Origin of the sequence: Tamlana sedimenti, assembly GCF_038148895.1 — a bacterium.
Lineage (GTDB): Bacteria > Bacteroidota > Bacteroidia > Flavobacteriales > Flavobacteriaceae > Tamlana.
In genome coordinates this window covers 575,988-597,281 of record NZ_JBBVGQ010000001.1, presented here as the reverse complement: position 1 = coordinate 597,281, position 21,294 = coordinate 575,988, and the positions used below count along the sequence as shown (strand labels likewise).

Genomic DNA, 21,294 nt, shown 5'->3' with positions numbered 1-21,294 from the left:
TAAACTAAATTAAAAAATGAAAACTAATAATTACAGAAACTTATTTTTTACGTGCTTTTTACTGCTTGTTTTAATGGGCTGTAAAAACTCCAATGAATCGAAACAAGTTGTTACAAATCAGGAGGTAAAACAAGCTTACACAGAAGAAGAACTTTACCGCCCTAATTTTCATTTTACTCCCAAGACTAATTGGATGAACGACCCCAACGGTATGTTTTATTACAACGGGTATTATCATTTGTACTTTCAATATCATCCCGATAGCAATGTTTGGGGCCCCATGCATTGGGGTCATGCCATCAGTACAGACATGATTACTTGGGCAGAGCAACCAATAGCCATTTATCCGGATGAGTTGGGTACCATATTTTCAGGAAGTGCTGTGGTGGATATAAGCAACAGTTCTGGGCTGGGTGAAACAGAAAAGGCTATCCCTATTGTGGCTATGTATACCAGTTCGAAAGAATTGGGAAATGACAATTGGAAGCAAACACAAAGCATTGCCTATAGTAATGATGAAGGACGAACATTTACAAAGTTTGAACACAATCCAGTTATAGATAATGATAGCATCCAAGATTTTAGAGACCCAAAAGTTACTTGGGATGAGAAAAGAAATAAGTGGGTTATGGTTTTGGCCGCAGGAGACAAAATCATGTTTTATGATTCTAAGGATTTAAAAAAATGGAATTTACTTTCAGATTTTGGAAAAGGAATTGGAGGACATGGAGGTGTTTGGGAATGCCCAGACCTATTTGAACTTCCAGTAATAGGTTCGGATGAGTCTAAATGGATTCTGTTTGTAAGTATAAATCCAGGTGGGCCAAATGGTGGTTCGGCAACTCAATATTTTGTTGGGGATTTTGACGGCACTAAGTTCACTATGGATAAAGAGTTTGAAGCTAGTTTAACCAAGGAGCACAACTACTGGATAGATTTTGGTAGGGATAACTACGCTGGCGTAACATGGTCTAATGCCACAAAAAAAGATGGCAGTAAACTTATGATAGGTTGGATGTCCAATTGGGACTATGCGCAAAAAGTGCCCACCGAAAAGTGGAGAAGCGCTATGACTGTTGCAAGAAATATAAAACTTCAAAAAAATGAATCTGGATATAGATTATTGTTTAATCCAGTTAGCGAATTAGAAAGCTATAGAGGGTCAAAGTTTAAAGACGAAAATATTCAAATTAAGGAAGAAACCAACCTAATAGGATCTACTGGTATTGATTTATCAAGTTCTGAAATAAAGTTTAGTATTTCAGATTTAAAAGATGGTTCATTTACATACAAACTCTATAATAATGAGGGAGATGAATTGCTATTTGGTTTCGATCATACCAACAATACATACTTCATTAATCGCAAAAATTCTGGAAAAACTGATTTTGAGGAAAAGTTTGCCAATAAAGTTTCCGTTGCAAAAAGAACATCAACGAAAAGTAAGCTGACAGGAACAATCTTGTTAGATAAGACATCTATCGAGTTGTTTTATGATGACGGAGAAACAGTAATGACAGAAATATTTTTTCCTAATGCGCCATTTACCCAAATGAGTATATCACCCAAAAAACAAGAATTTATTCTTGAAACTATTGAAATAAATAAACTAAAGTTCAACTAAATTAAATTAATCATGAAATTAAAAAAACTATTTTTTTCGTCATTGTTTGCCCTAGTCTGTATTTGGGCACAAGGACAAGTTAGTGGTACCGTTACGGGCCAAGATGATGGTATGCCTTTGCCTGGGGTGTCAGTTCTGGTAGCTGGAACCAGCACAGGAACAGCAACAGATTTTGATGGTAATTACACCTTCGATGATGTTGATCCCAATGCCACATTAATTTTTAGCTATGTGGGATATGCAACACAAGAAATAGCAATCGACAACCAAACTGTTATTAATGTTGTTATGATGGTTGATGCCGCTGCACTCGATGAAATTGTGGTAACAGGTTACTCCAGAGAACGAAAAGTAGATGTTACTGGAGCAATTACGGTAGTGGAGCTTGGTGCCACTGAAGGCGTAAGCATGAGTTCTGGTAGTGCTATTCAAGGGTTACAAGGCCGTGTTCCAGGGTTGTTCATTCAAAAGAATGGAGACCCAACAGGAATAAGCAACAGCATTTTAATTCGAGGTGCAACCACTTTAGGTAACAACGATCCTTTATATGTTATTGATGGTGTGCCAACAGTAAGACAAGAGGTTTTTGCGAGTATAAACCCAAGTTCAATTGAGTCTGTTCAAGTACTTAAAGATGCATCGGCGTCTTCACTTTATGGAGCGCGAGCAGGTAACGGTGTTATTGTTGTAACTACTAAAAATAGCGCAAAAGCTGCTGGTGGAGAAAAATTCCAAGTGAGCATTAATTCTAACGTCTCAATGTTATCTGAAAAGAAACAACGATACGATATGCTTAACGCGCAACAGCGTGGAGAGGTGTTGTGGAGAGCATCTGTTAACGATGGAGCTGATCCAAATGCAGGTTATGGTGAAATTTACGATTTTGACTGGAATGGCGATTTTAACAATCCGGTATTAAATAGTGTAACTGTTCAGCCATATGTAGGTGGAGACACTAGTGTGCCTGCTGGAGATACAGATTGGCAAGATGAAACCTATGAAACAGGTTATGTATACAATAATGAAATATCTGTTTCCGGTGGCACTGATAACTCCTTTCATTTATTGAACATCGGACATTTAAAAAATACTGGGATTTTAAAGTATACAGGATATGAAAGAATCTCTGCTAAGTTAAATTCAAATTTCAGTTTATTTAATAACAAATTAAGGGCTGGCGTTAACACACAAATGTCCACATCCGATGAAACCTTAGCCTCAAGGGATGTTGGTAGCGCTTGGATTCCAAGTTTGGCCATCACACTTGTGCCTTCATTACCGGTTTATGATGCCAATGGCGATTTTGCGGGACCTTTAGGTGCTGGTTATTCAGATAGAAATAACCCCTTGTTAATGCAGTACCTTAACCGTTGGGACAATACAGATAGAACTACATTTTTTGGAAACATTTATGCCGAATACGATATTATAGAAAACCTAACTTTTAGAACTAGTTTAGGATTAGACTATGGAGCATACAATAAAAAAGATATAGAAACTAGAGTAAACAATGGTTTTGTTACAAGAGGTAATAACAGGTTAATTATAGACTCAAATAACTTCACTAGTTTGATATTTACCAATACTTTGAACTACCAATTAAATTTAAACGACAAGCATAAGATTGGGGTTTTATTAGGTACAGAATCTATTAAAGATGATTTTAATAGGGTTCTGTCTCAAGCCGATGGATTTGCTGTTGAGTCTGAATCATTTTTCCAATTAAACGCAGCTACAGGGGCAAGAACAAATTCGGGATCATCAACAGGAAGTAGATTGTTGTCTCAGTTTGGAAAAATAAACTATGCTTTTGAAGATAGATATTTGGCATCTTTTACACTTCGTCGCGATGGATCTTCAAGATTTGGTGCAGAAAACAGATATGGGGTTTTTCCTGCCGCAACATTAGGTTGGTGGTTAAGTAATGAAGACTTTTGGAAAGACAATAGTATTGTAAACTCATTAAAAGTAAGAGCGGGATACGGTGAGGTAGGAAACCAGTCTATTGGAGACGTGGCTAGGTTTGGTTTATTCGAGTCTAGATACGGTGCTAACCAATTGCAAGCTACAGGAGACAATAACTTTTTCAATACTTATTGGAATGTTGGTACAGCTTATGACCTGAATGGTGTAAATACAGGTAATTTGCCATCTGGTTTTGTGTCTATACAAGCAGCAAACTCAGGTTTAAAATGGGAAACAACAAAAGAGTACAATTTTGGTATTGACTTCACATTGTTCGACAATAAAGTAATTGGTACGTTTGATTACTTTACAAGAGAAACAAGTGACATTTTAACAACGCCACCAATTGCATCTGTAGTTGGAGAAGGGCAACAACGAGTTTTAAACGGAGCAACCACAGAAACTAGAGGTTGGGAATTGTCATTAGGATATTCAAAAACCTTTAATAATGATTTGTCTTTAACAGTATCAGCAAATTTTGGTGCATTTAAAGATGAAATTACTCAATTGCCAGAAGAGGTGGTGTCTTCATATCCTGGTACTGTAGATAATTCAATTATTGGTCATTCTCAGTTTTCAATTTTTGGGTATAAAACTGCAGGGTTGTTCCAGAGTCAAGCAGATATAGACTCTAGTCCAACACAAGTTGGTGCTAGACTTGGAGGGTTGAAGTTTCAAGACCTGAACGGTAACGGAAGCATTGGGCCTGAAGATAGAGACTTTTTAGGAACAACTTTACCTGATCTAGAGTACGGTATCCGAGTAGACTTAAATTACAAAAACTTTGATTTTTCAGTATTTGGCTCTGGCGTAGCTGGACGAATTGGACAAGATCCTTATATTTTCTGGAATAACTTTGTTCAAGGTAGAGAGAATGCAGGACTTGGTGTGTTGGATGCTTGGACTCCTACAAATACAGGGTCTTCAATTCCATCGTTGTCATTGGCGTTCAACGACCAAAGAGTTTCAGATTATCTATACAGAAACAACTCTTATTTCAAAATAAGAAACCTTCAGTTTGGTTATTCGCTTCCTGAAGACATGATAAGTAAATGGGGAGGAATGACTGGATTAAGAGTGTATTTTCAAGGTGAGAATTTATTCTGGTTTACTCCAAAGGACTACATAGGGTCAGATCCAGAAAGAACAAATGTTGATAACATTCCCAATCCAACCATATTGTCATTGGGTCTAAATGTAAATTTTTAAAAAATTGGAAAACATGAAAAATATAAAAACACTTTTTATAGGAATTATTGCCGTATTTATTTTGGTAAGTTGTTCCAAAGACTTTTTAGAGTACGAGCCAGAAGGTGTGCTCTCAAATGAAAATGTGGCTACTGCTGGAAATGCTGAAGCTTTGGTAGTTGCTGCTTATGCGGGAATTGCAAATGATGATATGATTGGGCCATTAACACACATGTGGGTGTTTGGCAGTGTGCGCTCTGATGATGCTTACAAAGGTGGAGGAGGTCGTAGCGATGTGGATATAGTAGACCGTTACGAGCAATATAATTTGACAGCTGCTGATGACCCATCAGATTGGATGGGACCTAGAACCTGGACAAACTATTACAAAGCCATATCTAGAGCGAATTTCGCACTATCGGTAATTAACGATATTCCTGATGCCGATTACGCTGAAAAAACCACAAGACAAGCAGAATTGCGTTTTTTAAGGGCTCATTCCCATTTTATGTTGAAATTATTGTTCAAAAAGATCCCTTACATCACAGAAGGGTTATCACAGGAAGAGCTTTTGCAAATATCAAACAAGGTTGATAACGACGATTTATGGAACACAATTGCAGAGGATTTCTTGTTTGCTTATAACAATTTGCCACAGGCACAGGATCAAGTAGGGCGAGCTGATAGAAATGCCGCTGCAGCGTATTTGGCTAAATTACGTTTGTATCAGGCCTACGAACAAAATGACATGCACCAAGTAACTAACATTAACATGTCTCGTTTACAAGAGGTAGTAGATTTTGCAGATGAAGTTACAGGTAGTTTAGAACCAGATTTTGGTAATAATTTCTTGGATGGTTTTGATAACGGGCCTGAATCTATTTGGGCGGCACAATTTTCTATAAACGATGGTACTACAGTAAGTAGGGTTAGCTTTGTAACAGGGTTAAATTCACCTCACGGTACTGGTTTGTACGGTTGTTGTGGTTTTCATTTGGCTAGCCATAATATGGTTAATGCATTCAAAACTGATGCTTCGGGATTGCCTTTGCTAGATACGTTTAACGACACCAATATTTTTGATACTGTAGATGCCAACGGAGAATCACCATTGGCAGCAGGAGTAACTCTAGATCCAAGAATCGATCATACGGTTGGTATACCGGGGCGCCCGTTTAAATACCGCAATACGGTTAATGAAGCTGGAGATATGGTTTATAACTTTAGCTGGGCAAGAGATCCAGGTGTATATGGTTATTTTGGTAACATGAAAGAGCAACAGGCTCCAGATTGTTCATGCTATGTAAAAGAAGGGCCATTTGTGGGAACTTCTAAGAACGTGGACTTTATTAGGTATGCCGATGTATTATTATTTAAAGCAGAAGCGTTGATACAAATGGATCAGGTTGATGCAGGTGTTACAATAATCAACGACATCCGAAATAGGGCTGCAGTAAGTACCCAGAGACAACTTGATGCAGGTGCAACAGATGTTTACAATGTTGGAACATACCCAATGGGGATGTCAAAAGCAGACGCATGGAAAGCCTTGATGTTTGAAAGACGATTAGAGTTTGGTATGGAAGGCCCAAGATTTTTTGATCTTGTAAGATGGGGTATTGCGGCAGATGTATTAAATGCTTATCTTGATGTAGAAAAAACAAGAAAAGACTTTTTGGCCAATGCGAAATTCACGGCTGGACGTGATGAATATTATCCAATCCCTCAAAGGGAAATAGATTTTACCGGAGGTTTGTATGATCAAAACCCGAATTATTAGAATAGAATATAAGTTTTTTGTTTGAGTTAGTTTAGTTTTTAATCCAGGGGAATTTATACTTGATTCTCCTGGATTTTTAAAACAACTCAAATGGTTGGACTTCATTAAGGGCTTCCTTAAATAGCATATCTTTTAATATAAAAAATTTGAACAGATGAATATAAGAACAACTCTGGTCATTATTTGTTTCCTTGCTATATCTTTCTGCGAATCACAAACAATAATTCCAATTGAAACTAAAGATTTTTCAATGGTTTTTAAAACCGATGCTCAAAATAGATTGTGGAACGTCTATTTTGGCAAAAAACTTAAAAACCAAAGTGATTATGCCGAGGTTGACAAACAATACTACTTTCCTGATGCCAATGCAGGAATCTCTAATTCAGCTTATACGCCTTCTGGTACGTGGAATTTATCAGAACCAGCCTTAATGGTTAAGCATCATGATGGAAATAGGTCAACAGAATTGTTGTTTCATGATGTTTCAAAAGAAGAGCTAGACGGTATTTCGGTAACAAAGATTAAATTATTAGATCCAGTTTATAACCTCAAAGTCGTTCTAAACTATAAAGTATGGCATGATTTAAATGTTGTGGAACAGTGGGCGGAAATTGTAAACAATGAAAAGGGCAAAATAGAGCTCGGCAAGTATGCTTCAGCCAATTTGTTTTTCACCAACAAAGATTTTTACCTAACACATTTTCAAGGTGAATATTTGAGGGAAATGATGCCAACCGAGGAAAAGCTCACTCAAGGGATAAAAACTGTTGAGTCAAAATTGGGCACTCGTGCGATGCTTTTGGGAACCCCAAATTTTATAGTTTCATTTGAAAATCCTGCCCAAGAAGATAGTGGTTTGGTTATGGTTGGCCAGTTGGCTTGGAGCGGAAATTTTAAAATAGAATTTGATATCGATTCAAATAAAAACCTAAGGGTAATAGCAGGAATTAATCCCTATGAATCAAGCTATGGGCTGCAAAAAGGAGAGCGGTTTAAAACCCCTTCTCTTATTTATTCCATTTCTAAAAGCGGAACAGGCTTAGCGTCAAGACAATTACACTCGTGGGCCAAATCCCATAGAGTGCTTAACGGAAATGGGGATAGGTTAACTCTATTGAACAATTGGGAAGCGACCTATTTCGATTTTAATGAAAACAAACTGTCAGAATTAATTAAAAATACCAAAAACATAGGTTTAGATTTGTTTTTATTGGATGATGGTTGGTTTGGAAACAAATACCCTAGAAATAATGATGATGCGGGCTTGGGAGACTGGCAAGAAAACAAAAAGAAGTTGCCTAGTGGCTTAGGCTATTTGGTAAAGGAAGCCGAAAAAAATGATGTTAAGTTTGGAATATGGATTGAACCCGAAATGGTAAATCCTGAAAGCGAACTATTTAAAAATCATCCAGATTGGGTAATAAAACAGCCAGAGCGCAGTATTAAATTATATCGCAATCAAATGGTGCTCGATTTGACCAATCCAGATGTACAGGACTTTGTTTTCGGTGTTGTAGATGATATTTTCACCAAAAACCCAAAGGTTGCTTTTGTAAAGTGGGATTGTAATGCTGTAATATATAATGCCTATTCTTCGTATTTAGAAGATAAAGGAATTTCGCAAACCCATATTTATGTAGATTATGTTCAAGGTCTTTATCGAGTGTTGGAAAGAATTCGAAAAAAATACCCAGATGTTCCTATGATGCTCTGTTCAGGAGGTGGAGGTAGGGCAGACTACGAATTTTTAAAATACTTTACAGAGTTCTGGCCTAGCGACAACACAGATCCAATTGAACGGATTTTTCTTCAATGGAATTACTCATACTTTTTTCCAGCTATTACAATGGATTGCCATGTGACCAATTGGGGCAAACAGCCCATAAAGTATAAGGTTGATGTGGCTAGCATGGGGAAATTGGGATTTGATGTAGATGTAGACCATTTAAGTAAAGAAGAATTGGAGTTTTCAAAGCGAGCTATTAAGAACTATAATGGTTTTAAAAACTTAGTGCTACATGGCACTCAATACCGTTTGGCTAGCCCATACCAAAACCCATTTGCATCTGTAATGTATGTTAATGAAAACAAGTCGCAAGCTGTTATGTTTAGCTTTTTAAGCTCAAATAGGTTTATTGAAAGGATAACAAAAAGGCCCATAAAACTAAAAGGTCTAAATTCTGACAAAAAATATAGTGTTAGAGAGATTAATTTGTTTCAAGAGGGTGAAGGAAGTTTGGTAAATCCAGTTGTTTATTCGGGTGATTTCTTAATGAATGTTGGTATAAACCCAGAAATAAGTGTGAAAAGAACCAGCGTTGTGCTTTTGGTAGATGAAGTAAAGTAAAAAAGTAATTAGTGAAACATGGCAGATATAGTTTGTTTTGGTGAGGTATTGTTTGATGTTTTTCCAACCCATAAAAAAATAGGAGGTGCGCCTTTAAACGTGGCCAGTCGGTTGCGGTCTTTGGGTAATGATGTCGCCATGATTAGTGCCGTGGGGAAAGATAAATCTGGTGAAAAAATTTTAGGCTACCTCAAAGAATGCGGTGTTAGAACTGATTTGGTTCAGGTAAACCAAGAATACAAAACAGGCAAAGTAAAAGTCATGCTAAATGAAAAGGGCTCGGCTTCTTATGATATAAAATACCCAAAAGCTTGGGATAAAATTAGGCTAACAGATGCGTCCAAAAAATATGTTCAAAAAGCCGATGCCTTTGTTTTTGGGAGTTTGGTGGCACGGGATGAAAGTTCAAGAAATACGCTTTACAGCCTTATTGAATTGGCAAAGTATAAAATTTTTGACCTAAATCTTAGGAGGCCGTATTATACAGAAGAGGTGCTTGTCCATCTCATGGAAAAGGCTGATTTTATCAAATTCAATGATGAAGAGCTTTACGAGGTAAGCCAAGCATTAGGCTCAAAATACAAATCATTAGAGCAAAATATCCATTTCATGGCCGAGGCAACACAAACCAAACATATATGTGTTACAAAAGGCGAACACGGTGCTGTTTTATTATACAATGGTAAATTGTATTATAATAGTGGCTACCTAATTAAAGTGGTTGATACCGTTGGTGCTGGTGATTCTTTTTTAGCTTCTTTGGTAAGCCAACTTCTTAAAAAAGTGAACCCACAAGAAGCTATAGATTTCGCTTGTGCTGTGGGTGCACTAGTTGCCCAAAGCGAAGGGGCTAATCCCAAAATATCTTACTCAGAAATAATGGCATTTGTAAATCCAGCTTAGCGGTATTTAAGGATTTAATTTGGGTTTGTTTATTAATCTCAGTGCCAAAGAAACAATATAGATTAACAATCCATAAATAGTTGTAATGGAACTCACCTTTAATCCACCAGCCATCATTTCTTGGCTTACTTGTCCCATTTCTTCAATGCCTTGAAACGCGCTGTACAAGCCTATAATTTGCCCTAATATTCCAAAGGAAAGAGCCAATAGGCCAATTTCTTTTATCCATTCAGGAAATTTCCAAAAACAAACAATAACACCTAGTAGTAAAATAGTAAGGATGGTCATAAATAATGGGCCACCTTGGTAAAATAAATCTAACATAATTTTTGTTTTAAAAGTTTACATTCAAAACTATAACAAAGGTGTTTTTTGGGCAATGTTATAAACCTGTCTACATCTGTTAAATCCAATATTAAAGGGCTACCACTTCAAATTTAAGGATTATTTATAATGATTTATCATATTTTTACAGCATGATTAAAGGTCAAATTTTTAAATTAATTTATTGGGTTACGGCATCTTTTTTAATTGCCTTTTTGCTTCAAAACTCCATTCCTTTTTTTTGGGATGCCTGGTTGATTGCTCTCTTTTTATTGCCGGCTGCATTTATTGTAAAATTTGGAATAGCAAAGACAAAGCATTTTAAAGGCGTAAAAAAATGGCTGCGGTATCTTTTTTTAGCGGTGATATCATTGTACTGGGGTTATGTGGCCATCACAATAACTTATTGGTATTTTTTAGAATTGAAGGCCGATGCATTAGAGAAAATATTGATCAATCCATTTTTTATTTGGATGATTATTGGTTTTTTCATTCTCCTTGAATATATCCTTTTTAAGAAATCGGACAGCGCAGTAAAAGAAACTATATCTATTTATAGCGATAGAAAAAGAACCATCATTCAAGTGAGCAATTTAGCTTATGTGGAGAGTAGGGGAGATTTCACATTGGCTGTTTTGAAGGACGGAAGCCAATATAAAAACAACATAAAAATTTCGGAATGGGAACAAAAACTGAATAGTTTTGTGCGCATCCATAGGTCTTTTTTGGTCAACCCAGACTTGGCAACCTTAAACGGAAATGAAATAGTCATTAACGCTGAATGCTCGCTGCCAATTTCAAGAAGTTATAAAAAACAGGTTGAAGCTTATTTTAAAAACAGCTAACCCCTTCCCAGAGTGAAAAAATAGCTCAAAAATCACAAAAAATCAGATTACCCATTCAATTGGTTTCTTATCTTTGTTCGTTTAGTTAATTAACCAAAAACGATGAGCGAAGAAAGTAAACGTAGAGAGGCCCTTATATATCACGCAAAGCCTGTTCCGGGTAAAATAAAAGTTGTTCCAACCAAAAAATATTCCAGCCAACGCGATTTGTCTTTGGCTTATTCACCAGGTGTTGCGGCACCTTGTTTGGAAATTGAGAAAGACAAAAACAACGCTTACAAATACACAGCAAAAGGAAACTTGGTTGCTGTAATTTCAAACGGTACAGCTGTTTTAGGATTGGGAAATATTGGTCCCGAAGCCTCAAAACCTGTTATGGAAGGTAAAGGTTTACTTTTCAAAATTTTCGCCGATATTGATGTTTTTGATATAGAAGTTGATACGGAAAATATTGATGAATTTATTGAAACCGTCAAAAATATCGCTCCTACCTTCGGGGGAATAAACCTTGAGGATATTAAGGCTCCAGAGGCTTTTGAAATCGAAAGACGTTTAAAGGAAGAGCTTGATATTCCAGTAATGCATGATGACCAACATGGTACGGCCATCATCTCGGCGGCTGCGTTAATCAATGCTCTAGAACTTACTAAAAGAAAGATAGAAGAAGCAAAAATAGTAATCAGTGGAGCTGGGGCCGCAGCCATTTCCTGTTCACGGTTGTACCAGGCTTTTGGTGCAAAACGCGAAAACATGGTTATGTTGGATAGCAAGGGAGTTATACGTGATGATAGAGAAAATTTGTCTGCTGAAAAAGCTGAGTTTGCTACCCATCGCAAAATAGACACTCTTGAGGAGGCTATGATTGATTCCGATGTGTTTATCGGTTTATCCATGGCGAACGTGTTATCTCCAGAAATGCTAAAGTCTATGGCAAAAAACCCTATTGTGTTTGCCATGGCTAATCCAGACCCAGAAATAAAATACGATTTAGCCATAGCCACTAGAAAAGATGTTATAATGGCAACTGGCCGAAGCGACCATCCTAATCAAGTAAACAACGTACTTGGCTTCCCGTTCATCTTTAGGGGTGCTTTGGATGTTCGTGCTACCAAAATAAACGAAGCTATGAAAATGGCTGCGGTAGAAGCCTTGGCAAGACTGGCTAAAGAACCCGTTCCAGAACAGGTGAATATAGCTTACGGCGAAACTAGGTTGGCTTTTGGCAAAGAATATATTATCCCAAAACCATTCGATCCACGATTGATAGCCGAAGTGCCTCCGGCTGTAGCGAAAGCTGCCATGGAAAGCGGCGTTGCGCAATCGCCAATTACAGATTGGGAAGGGTATCAAGACACGCTAAGGGAGCGCCTTGGTTCAGATAATAAGTTGGTTAGATTACTGCTTAACCGGGCAAAATCGAATCCTAAACGTGTAGTTTTTGCTGAAGCGGATCAGCTGGCTGTGATTAAAGCCGCCCAAATAGTTTATGAAGAAGGTATTGCCATTCCTATTCTATTGGGAAGAATAGAGACCATTAAAAGTCTTATGGCCGAAATTGAGTTTGAAGCGGATGATGTTCTTTTGATAGATCCAAAAACAGAAGAAGAAAACGAGAGAAAAAACAAGTACGCCAAAGTATATTGGGAGCAGCGAAAACGTAGGGGTGTAACCTATTACTCAGCACAGCGTTTAATGCGCGAACGTAATTATTTTGCGGCTATGATGGTAAATGAAGGCGATGCCGATGCTCTTATTTCGGGGTATTCCAGAAATTACCCAAGCGTTGTAAAACCGATGCTTGAGTTAATTGGCATGGCCGAAGGGGTAAACCGTGTGGCAACGACCAATGTGATGATGACCAAACGTGGTCCGTTGTTTTTAAGTGATACATCAATCAACATAGATCCAGATGCAAAAGTGCTTACCAAAATAGCCCAAATGACTTCTCATGTGGTTAAAATGTTTGGAATGACCCCTGTAATGGCTATGATTTCATATTCAAACTTTGGTTCATCTGTAAACGAAAGAGCTTCAAAAGTTCGTGATGCTGTAGCCAATTTGCATCGTTATTATCCAGATATGATTGTTGATGGGGAGTTGCAAACCGATTTTGCTTTGAATAATGAAATGTTGGAAGAGCGGTTTCCGTTTTCAAAATTAGTGGGCAAAAAAGTAAACACATTAATTTTTCCAAATTTAGATTCTGCCAATATCACTTATAAATTGCTTAAGGCATTAAATGAAGCCGATTCCATTGGGCCTATTATGATGGGTATGCGTAAACCTGTACATATTTTACAATTGGGGGCAAGCGTGGATGAAATTGTTAACATGACGGCTATTGCTGTTATTGATGCCCAGCACAAGGAACAGTTGGAAAAGGAGGACGCACAGTAATTCATTTGAAAATAAATTTATTACATTTGGTCGGTTAACGAATTGCTGTAGATGATAACTCATATTCAAGGGAAACTTACTGAGAAAAATCCAACACATGTGGTTATTGATTGTAACGGGGTAGGCTACATGTTAAATATTTCACTACATACTTATTCCCAAATACCAGATGCTGAAAACTTAAAGCTGTTTACGCACCTTCAAGTTAAGGAAGACGCCCATACACTTTATGGTTTTTCATCGCTAGCCGAACGCGAAATTTTTAGATTATTAATATCTGTAAGTGGTATTGGGGCAAGCACTGCACGTACTATGCTTTCGTCCTTAACACCAAAGCAAGTTAGGGAAGGAATTGCCACAGGCGATGTTGCTTTAATCCAGTCTATAAAAGGGATAGGGGCAAAAACTGCTCAACGCGTTATCATCGATTTAAAAGACAAGATTTTAAAGATTTATGATATTGATGAAGTTTCGGTTTCAAAAGGCAATACCAACAAAGATGAAGCGTTATCTGCTTTAGAAGTGCTTGGTTTTGTGAAAAAGCAGGCAGAGCGTGTTGTGGACAAAATTATGGTTGCGCAACCAGATGCCAACGTTGAAACTATAATTAAGCAGGCTTTAAAAAATTTATAATTATTTTGACGAGAACTAACCTGAAATCTTACCAATCAATTAAACAATACACCTTTTTAGCTTGTGTTTTATTTTTCTCAACAGTGTCATGGGCGCAAGAACCTGCCCAAGATTCTATTGTGCCAGGTTATAATGTTGGTGAACTAAAGATTCCCAATCCCAATAGCATCGAGTCTAAATACACCTACGACCCTGTAACCGACCGTTATATTTACACCGAAAAAATAGGAAGTTTCAATATTAATTACCCTATAATTTTAACACCAGACGAGTATTATGCCTTGGTGGCAAGAGAAAATTTAAGAGGCTATTACAAGGAAAAAATTGATGCTTTTGATGGAAAAAAAGAAGGTGCTGAAGAAGAACAGAAAAACCTGCTCCCTGAGTTTTATGTAAAATCCGATTTTTTTGAAAGTATTTTTGGCAGCAATGTTATTGAGGTCGTACCACAAGGTTCGGTAGAAATGGATTTGGGTATATTGTTTTCAAAGCAAGACAACCCATCGTTTTCACCACGTAACCGAAGCAACTTCACCTTCGATTTTGACCAACGTATCAGCTTAAGTTTATTAGGTAAAGTCGGAACCAGACTTCAGGTTACAGCCAATTACGATACACAATCTACTTTCGATTTTCAGAACTTAATCAAGTTGGAATACACTCCAACGGAAGATGATATTATCCAAAAAATAGAGGTAGGTAATGTTAGCATGCCATTAAACAGTTCGCTCATAACGGGTGCACAAAGTTTATTTGGTGTAAAGGCGCAGCTTCAGTTTGGTAAAACTACGGTAACGGGAGTATTTTCCGAGCAAAAATCACAAGGAAATACCGTTGTTGCACAGGGTGGAGGCACATTGGAAGAGTTTGAATTGTTCATAAGGGATTATGACGAAAACAGGCACTTCTTTTTAGCACAGTATTTTAAAGATACTTATGATGCTGCATTGGCAAACTATCCATTTATAAACAATAAAGGCTTGCAAATTACTCGTTTGGAAGTTTGGATAACCAACCGAAGCAACCGTACCGAAAACGTTAGGAATATTGTGGCGCTTCAGGATTTAGGTGAAAGTGATAAAGTATACGCAAATGTTAGTGTGTCTGCTGGTCCCGGAGCATTTCCAGATAATGGGAATAATGCGTTCGACCCAACAGCCATTGGTTCGGGTGGTGTTTTAACCGAACAGATTAGGGATATTTCAACGGCAAGCCAAGGGTTTGGTAGTTTGTCCAATCAAGTAAATGAAGGCTTTGACTATGCGAAGTTGGAAAATGCCAGAAAACTGACTCAAGGCCAAGAATATACCTTGAATACCGAATTGGGTTATATTTCCTTAAACCAAAGGTTGAACAACGATGAGGTTTTGGCAGTAGCATTTCAATATACCGTTGCTGGAAAGGTATATCAAGTTGGTGAATTCGCTAATGATGGTATTGATGCTACAGATGTGCAAACAAACAACCAAGGTCAAGTTACATCGGTAGTAAATTCAAGTTTGGTTCTAAAATTATTAAAAAGTAGCATCACCAATGTAGATTTGCCTATTTGGGACCTGATGATGAAAAACATTTACGATACAGGTGCTTACAATCTAAGTCAGGACGATTTTAAACTTAATATTTTTTACAACGAAGCTTCCCCATTAAACTTCATCACACCAGTGGGGGCAAGTTTTGCTTTAGATATTAACGGAAACCCCGTTAATGGTTCTACCCCAGAGGATGATTTACTAGAAAACTCACCGCTTTTGAGGGTGTTTAATTTGGATAAATTGAATTTCAATAACGATCCGCAATCTAGAGGTGATGGATTTTTCGATTTTGTTCCAAGGATAACCGTTATTCCGCAAAACGGAAAAATTGTGTTTACTAGTGCCGAGCCGTTTGGTGAATATCTATTTAACAAATTGGGAAATGGTACTTATGACGATGATACAACTTGGGATGAAAACCAGCGAAAATATGTTTTTTACACCCTTTATAACAGTACGAAAACAGCGGCGTTAGAGGAAGCTGAAAAGAATAAATTTAAAATAAAGGGACGTTATAAATCAACAGGTAGCGACGGAATTCCTATAGGCTCTTTTAACGTACCAAGGGGTTCTGTGCGTGTAACTGCAGGCGGTCGAGTGCTTGTTGAAGGTATCGATTATACGGTAAATTATCAACTGGGAAGAGTCCAGATTTTAGACGAAGCGCTAAAGGCTTCCAATACGCCTATTGAAGTTTCAACAGAGAACAATGCTGTTTTTGGTCAGCAAACAAGAAGATTTACAGGCTTTAACATTGAACACAAATTCAATGAAAATTTTGTTTTAGGAGCTACATTGCTGAATCTTAACGAACGCCCAATTACTCAAAAGGCTAATTATGGTTCAGAGTCCATCAATAATACCATATTTGGTGTAAACGGAAACTACTCTACCAAAGTGCCATTTTTAACACGTTTGGCGAATAAATTGCCTAACATTGATACCGATGTGGAATCGAATTTATCACTTCGTGGGGAGTTTGCATATCTCGCACCAGGTGCTCCAAAAGGAACAGATTTGAATGGAGAGGCAACTTCTTATATCGATGATTTTGAGGGCTCACAAAATGGTATCGATTTAAGATCACAGCAATCGTGGTTTTTGTCTAGTAGACCTTTGGATTTGAATGGTGATGGCAATCCAGACCCTGAGGATGACAATATTATAGATAATGGATTTAATCGTGCCATGTTAAACTGGTACACCATAGACCCTATATTTTATAGTAGCCAACGGCCAAATGGCATAACAGACGACGACATTTCAGACCTATATACCAGCCGTGTATTTATTAATGAGCTGTTCCCAGATCAGGATTTGGTGCAAGGGCAAAATTCGGTTTTATATACGCTTGATTTGGCCTATTACCCCAATGAACGTGGACCCTATAATTTTGATCCAACTTCTGCTAATGGCACTATTCCTGACCCAGAGAATGCTTGGGCAGGAATCACCAGACAAATAACATCCACCGATTTTGAACAACAAAACGTAGAATACATTGATTTTTGGTTGCAAGATCCGTTTCAAGGAAATCCTAGTAATCCTGGAGGTAAATTGGTGTTCAACTTAGGTAATATTTCAGAGGATATTATTCGCGATGGGAAAAAACTTTATGAAAATGGATTGCCGGAAAATGGTGATGTAAGTTTATTGCAGCAAACCCCAACAAGTTGGGGAACCGTTGTGCCTCAAAACCAATCCTTAATTTATGCTTTTGATACTACGGGGCAAGAACGTACCAATCAAGATGTGGGGTATGATGGTTATGACGACGTTGAGGAAATTAATACATTTGGAAGTCAGTTTGGTGATGACCCATCAAACGATAACTATGCTTATTTTTTAAATGCAGATGGTGGTATTTTTGAGCGTTATAAAAGATTTAATGGCGTAGAAGGCAACACGCCGGACACATTTTCGAATACCAATCGAGGAGCCAATACTCAACCCGATGTTGAGGATATTAATCGTGATAATACCATGAACACGATTAACAGCTACTTTGAGTACGAATTGGATCTTACAAGACAAAATCTCCCAGAAAGCCAAGGTGACTTTGATAATTTACCGGATTCAAATCCTTTAAAACAATTCCTTCGAGATTATAAAGAACGTCAACGAGGTTTCCCAAATGGTGAGTCGGAAGTAGTAAGATGGTACCAATTTAGAATCCCCGTTCAAGGTGCCCATGTTAAGGCTATAGGTGGCATTAACGATTTAAGGTCCGTTAGGTTTACAAGAATCTATTTAAAAGAGTTTACACAGCCAACTGTGTTCCGTTTTGGTACGTTGGATTTGGTGCGAAGCGATTGGAGACGTTATACCCAAGTTTTGGATAAGGATGATCCAGAACCTAGCGACCCACAAACTGATTTTTCTGTAGGTGTTATTGGAACATTGCAGAACGAAGGCAGTTACGAACGTCCGCCTGGTATTGAGCCAGAACAATTGTTCAATAACAATACCGTTGTGCGTCAAAATGAGCAATCGCTGGTGGTAAATGTTTGTAATTTAGAGTCTGAAGATTCACGAGCAGTCTTTAAGAATATCAACCTAGATATGCGTCAGTACAAGCGTATGAGAATGTTTATGCATGCTGAAGATGACGACGATTCAGGTACGGGTAATTTAACCGATGGCGATTTGGTTGGATTTATTAGAATGGGTAATGACCTTACGGAAAACTATTATCAAATAGAAATACCTTTAGTGGTTTCAACTTCCAGAACTAGGGAAGGGCTCTGGCCAACCGAAAACGAAATTAATTTACCAATAGAAATTCTTGGTAAGGTTAAGGCACAAGGTATTTCAGATATGACTTTGGGCAATGAAGACCCAACGTTCTATGATATTGTAAATGGGGATATCGTTTTGGCAAATGACCCATTTGGCGGATATGTTATTAATCAGCATCGTGTTGGCATTAAGGGTAATCCTAACTTTGGGGATATTAGAACGTTGATGGTTGGTGTTAAGAATGTTACTAATAGTGATGATTTGTGTGCTGAAGTTTGGTTTAATGAGTTGCGCCTTTCCGATTTAGACAACGAGGGTGGTTGGGCAGCTGTTGTTAGCATGGACAGCAACATTGCCGATTTTGCAAATATTAGCGCAACAGGAAGGCAAAGCACTTCTGGTTTCGGAGCCTTAGAGCAAGGGCCAAGCCAACGTAGTTTGGAAGATGTGAAACAATATGATGTAGTTACCAATGTAAATGTTGGTCAACTTTTGCCAAAAAAATGGGGTATTCAATTGCCATTTAATTACGGGCAAAGTGAAGAATTAATTACACCAAAGTACGATCAGTTTTATAAAGATTTAACCTTAGATTCTAGGTTGGAAGCAGCTAATGACAATGCTGAGCGCGAACGTATCAAGAAGCAATCAGAAGACTATACAAAACGACAAAGTATCAATTTTATTGGAGTTAGGAAAAATAGAACTACAGATAAAACACCAAGATTTTATGATGTTGAAAACCTGACTTTAAACTATTCGTATAACAAGGTGGAGCATCGTGATTTTGAAATTGAAAACTCCGTTAATAAAACTTTGCGCGTGGGTGCCAATTATGCCCATAATTTTAATCCCGTTAAGGTGGAGCCATTTAAAAATAGTGACTCTTTATTCCGAGGTAAATATTGGAAAATCATTAAAGATTTCAACCTTAATTTAATGCCATCAAGCTTTACGGTTAATACCGATATCAACAGGCAGTTTAACAGACAAAAATTTAGGGAAGTTGATTTGACCGGTGCGAATATTGGGATTGAAGAATTGTTCAGAAGAAATTACACTTTCGATTTTCAATATACCATCAATTATAATTTAACCGATGCGTTACAACTTAATTTCACAGCGGCGAACAACAATATTGTGAGGAACTATTTTAAGGAAAACGATTTAATTCGCGGTGAACAAGATGAAACATTGGATGTTTGGGATGGCCTTCTTGATGTGGGTGACCCCAATAGGCAAACCCAAAATTTAGGTGTTACATATCAATTGCCTATCAATAAAATACCAACATTCAGTTTTATTGATGCTACCTATCAATACACAGGTAGTTTTCAATGGCAAAAAGGATCGGATTTGTTTGGAAATGTTGAATTGGATGGACAAACCTATGATTTAGGAAATAACATCCAAAACTCAAACATACACAATATCAATGCGGCTTTGGACATGAACCGTTTCTACAAATACATTGGCTTGGTTAAAAAACCTGTTAGAAACGTGACCCAAAGAAGGACATCTGGCGCACCACCTGGAGCAAATACAGCCAACAATAAACCAAAAAAACCGAGAAGTCAATCACTAACCAAAATACTGAATGCTGGTGTTGATATTTTAACAACCGTTAAAAGAATTCAAGCGAGCTATTCAGAAAACAACGGTATATTTTTACCAGGTTATACCAGAACACCAGGCTTTATAGGAACCTTAAAGCCAACCGTTGGTTTTACTTTTGGTAGCCAAAGCGATGTAAGGTATCTGGCAGCGAGAAGAGGTTGGTTAACGGTTTTCCCAGAGTTTAACCAACAATATACAGCTACAAACACAAAACAATTGGATTTATCGGCAAGTTTGCAACCTGTTACTGATTTAAAAATCGATTTGATTGGAAATAGGGCTTATTATGAAAATTATGCCGAGAATTATAATGTGCAAAATGGAATTTACAATCCGCTAACGCCAAATACGTTTGGAAACTTCAACATTTCAACAATCTTAATAAAAACAGCTTTTGGTAAAAGTGACGAAACCCAATCGGATGCTTTCAATGACTTTAGAACAAACCGATTGATTGTAGCTGAACGATTGGCCGAAAAATTCTATGGAACAACTACTTATGAAAGAAATCCAGAGGATGGCTTCCCGCTAGGTTTTGGGAAAAGTAGCCAGAAAGTGTTGTTGCCTGCGTTTTTGGCAGCTTACACAGGCCAAGATGCAAATAAAGTAAAGACATCGGCTTTCAGAGATGTGCCTATACCCAACTGGGATTTAAAATATACTGGGTTTATGAAGTTTGAATGGTTCAAAAAGCGCTTTAAAAGGTTCTCTTTAACCCATGGATATCGTTCAACCTACACGATTAACCAGTTTACAACCAACCTCAATTTGAATTTGAATCCTGCTGATAATGAACAGCCAGTTCCAGAAACTCCATATTCAAGTCAGCCACAAGAAGCGTTGAATCAATCGGGTGACTTTAAGAATGCACGTCTATTCAGCAATATTAACTTAACAGAAATGTTCAGTCCGTTGGTTCGTTTGGATTTCGAAATGAAAAATTCGGTAAAAATACTTGCTGAAATCAAAAAAGACAGATTGCTTTCATTGAGTTTTGATAACAATTTAATGACCGAGGTACAAGGCAATGAATATGTCATCGGGTTGGGCTACCGAATCAAGGATTTGCGCATACGTTCTAAATTGGCTGGCCCACGTAAGCGTATTGTAAGCGATTTAAACATGAAAGCCGATATTTCTGTGCGGGATAACAAAACAATCATTAGGTATTTAGATTTAGAAAACAATCAAGTTACCTCAGGGCAAACCATTTGGGGCTTAAAATATTCGGCCGATTATGCATTCAGCAAAAATTTAACGGGCATTTTTTATTTTGATTATACTTTCTCTGATTATGCTATTTCTACAGCGTTCCCGCAGACCACCATTAGATCTGGAATTACCATCAGATATAATTTTGGGAATTAACACATAATCTGTTTGAATTTTAGGTGCGA

Annotated in this window: 10 protein-coding genes; 9 read left to right on the top strand and 1 reads right to left on the bottom strand. The window is 37.5% G+C overall.

The window, feature by feature from the left end:
• The first annotated feature begins 16 nt into the window (after window positions 1-16).
• The 5 genes from WJN01_RS02635 to WJN01_RS02615 all read left to right on the top strand — a co-directional run bounded on the left by WJN01_RS02635 (window position 17) and on the right by WJN01_RS02615 (window position 9,807).
• Window positions 17-1,624 carry a glycoside hydrolase family 32 protein gene (locus WJN01_RS02635; protein WP_445195605.1) on the top strand — a complete coding sequence of 536 codons (1,608 nt, stop codon included), beginning with the start codon at window positions 17-19 and terminating at the stop codon, window positions 1,622-1,624.
• A 12-nt stretch (window positions 1,625-1,636) separates the two neighbouring features.
• Window positions 1,637-4,798, top strand: a complete 3,162-nt coding sequence (locus WJN01_RS02630) for a SusC/RagA family TonB-linked outer membrane protein (RefSeq protein ID WP_445195604.1) — start codon at window positions 1,637-1,639, stop codon at window positions 4,796-4,798.
• Window positions 4,799-4,811: 13 nt separating this feature from the next.
• A complete protein-coding gene (locus WJN01_RS02625; RefSeq protein ID WP_445195603.1) occupies window positions 4,812-6,557 on the top strand; it encodes a RagB/SusD family nutrient uptake outer membrane protein in 1,746 nt (581 codons plus the stop codon).
• 154 nt (window positions 6,558-6,711) lie between these two features.
• Entirely contained in the window at window positions 6,712-8,904 is a 2,193-nt protein-coding gene (locus WJN01_RS02620) for an alpha-galactosidase (RefSeq protein ID WP_445195602.1), read from the top strand.
• 18 nt (window positions 8,905-8,922) lie between these two features.
• Entirely contained in the window at window positions 8,923-9,807 is an 885-nt protein-coding gene (locus WJN01_RS02615) for a carbohydrate kinase family protein (RefSeq protein ID WP_445195601.1), read from the top strand.
• Window positions 9,808-9,813: 6 nt separating this feature from the next.
• Here the strand turns inward: WJN01_RS02615 and WJN01_RS02610 are convergent, their stop codons facing one another.
• Window positions 9,814-10,131, bottom strand: coding sequence for a MotA/TolQ/ExbB proton channel family protein (locus tag WJN01_RS02610; protein WP_445195600.1), 318 nt, complete (start codon window positions 10,129-10,131; stop codon window positions 9,814-9,816).
• A gap of 152 nt (window positions 10,132-10,283) precedes the next feature.
• On the opposite strand from WJN01_RS02610, the gene WJN01_RS02605 reads away from it, so the two are divergent.
• From WJN01_RS02605 to sov, 4 genes are all read left to right on the top strand, one after another.
• The gene (locus WJN01_RS02605; RefSeq protein WP_445195599.1) at window positions 10,284-10,976 is read left to right on the top strand and encodes a LytR/AlgR family response regulator transcription factor; all 693 of its coding nucleotides are present in this window, start codon (window positions 10,284-10,286) and stop codon (window positions 10,974-10,976) included.
• A gap of 102 nt (window positions 10,977-11,078) precedes the next feature.
• On the top strand, window positions 11,079-13,373 hold the full coding sequence (locus WJN01_RS02600; protein WP_445195598.1) for an NADP-dependent malic enzyme: 2,295 nt from the start codon (window positions 11,079-11,081) through the stop codon (window positions 13,371-13,373).
• Window positions 13,374-13,424: 51 nt separating this feature from the next.
• A complete protein-coding gene (gene ruvA / locus WJN01_RS02595; RefSeq protein ID WP_445195597.1) occupies window positions 13,425-14,006 on the top strand; it encodes a Holliday junction branch migration protein RuvA in 582 nt (193 codons plus the stop codon).
• Window positions 14,007-14,011: 5 nt separating this feature from the next.
• Window positions 14,012-21,265, top strand: a complete 7,254-nt coding sequence (gene sov, locus WJN01_RS02590) for a T9SS outer membrane translocon Sov/SprA (RefSeq protein WP_445195596.1) — start codon at window positions 14,012-14,014, stop codon at window positions 21,263-21,265.
• Window positions 21,266-21,294: the final 29 nt, after the last annotated feature.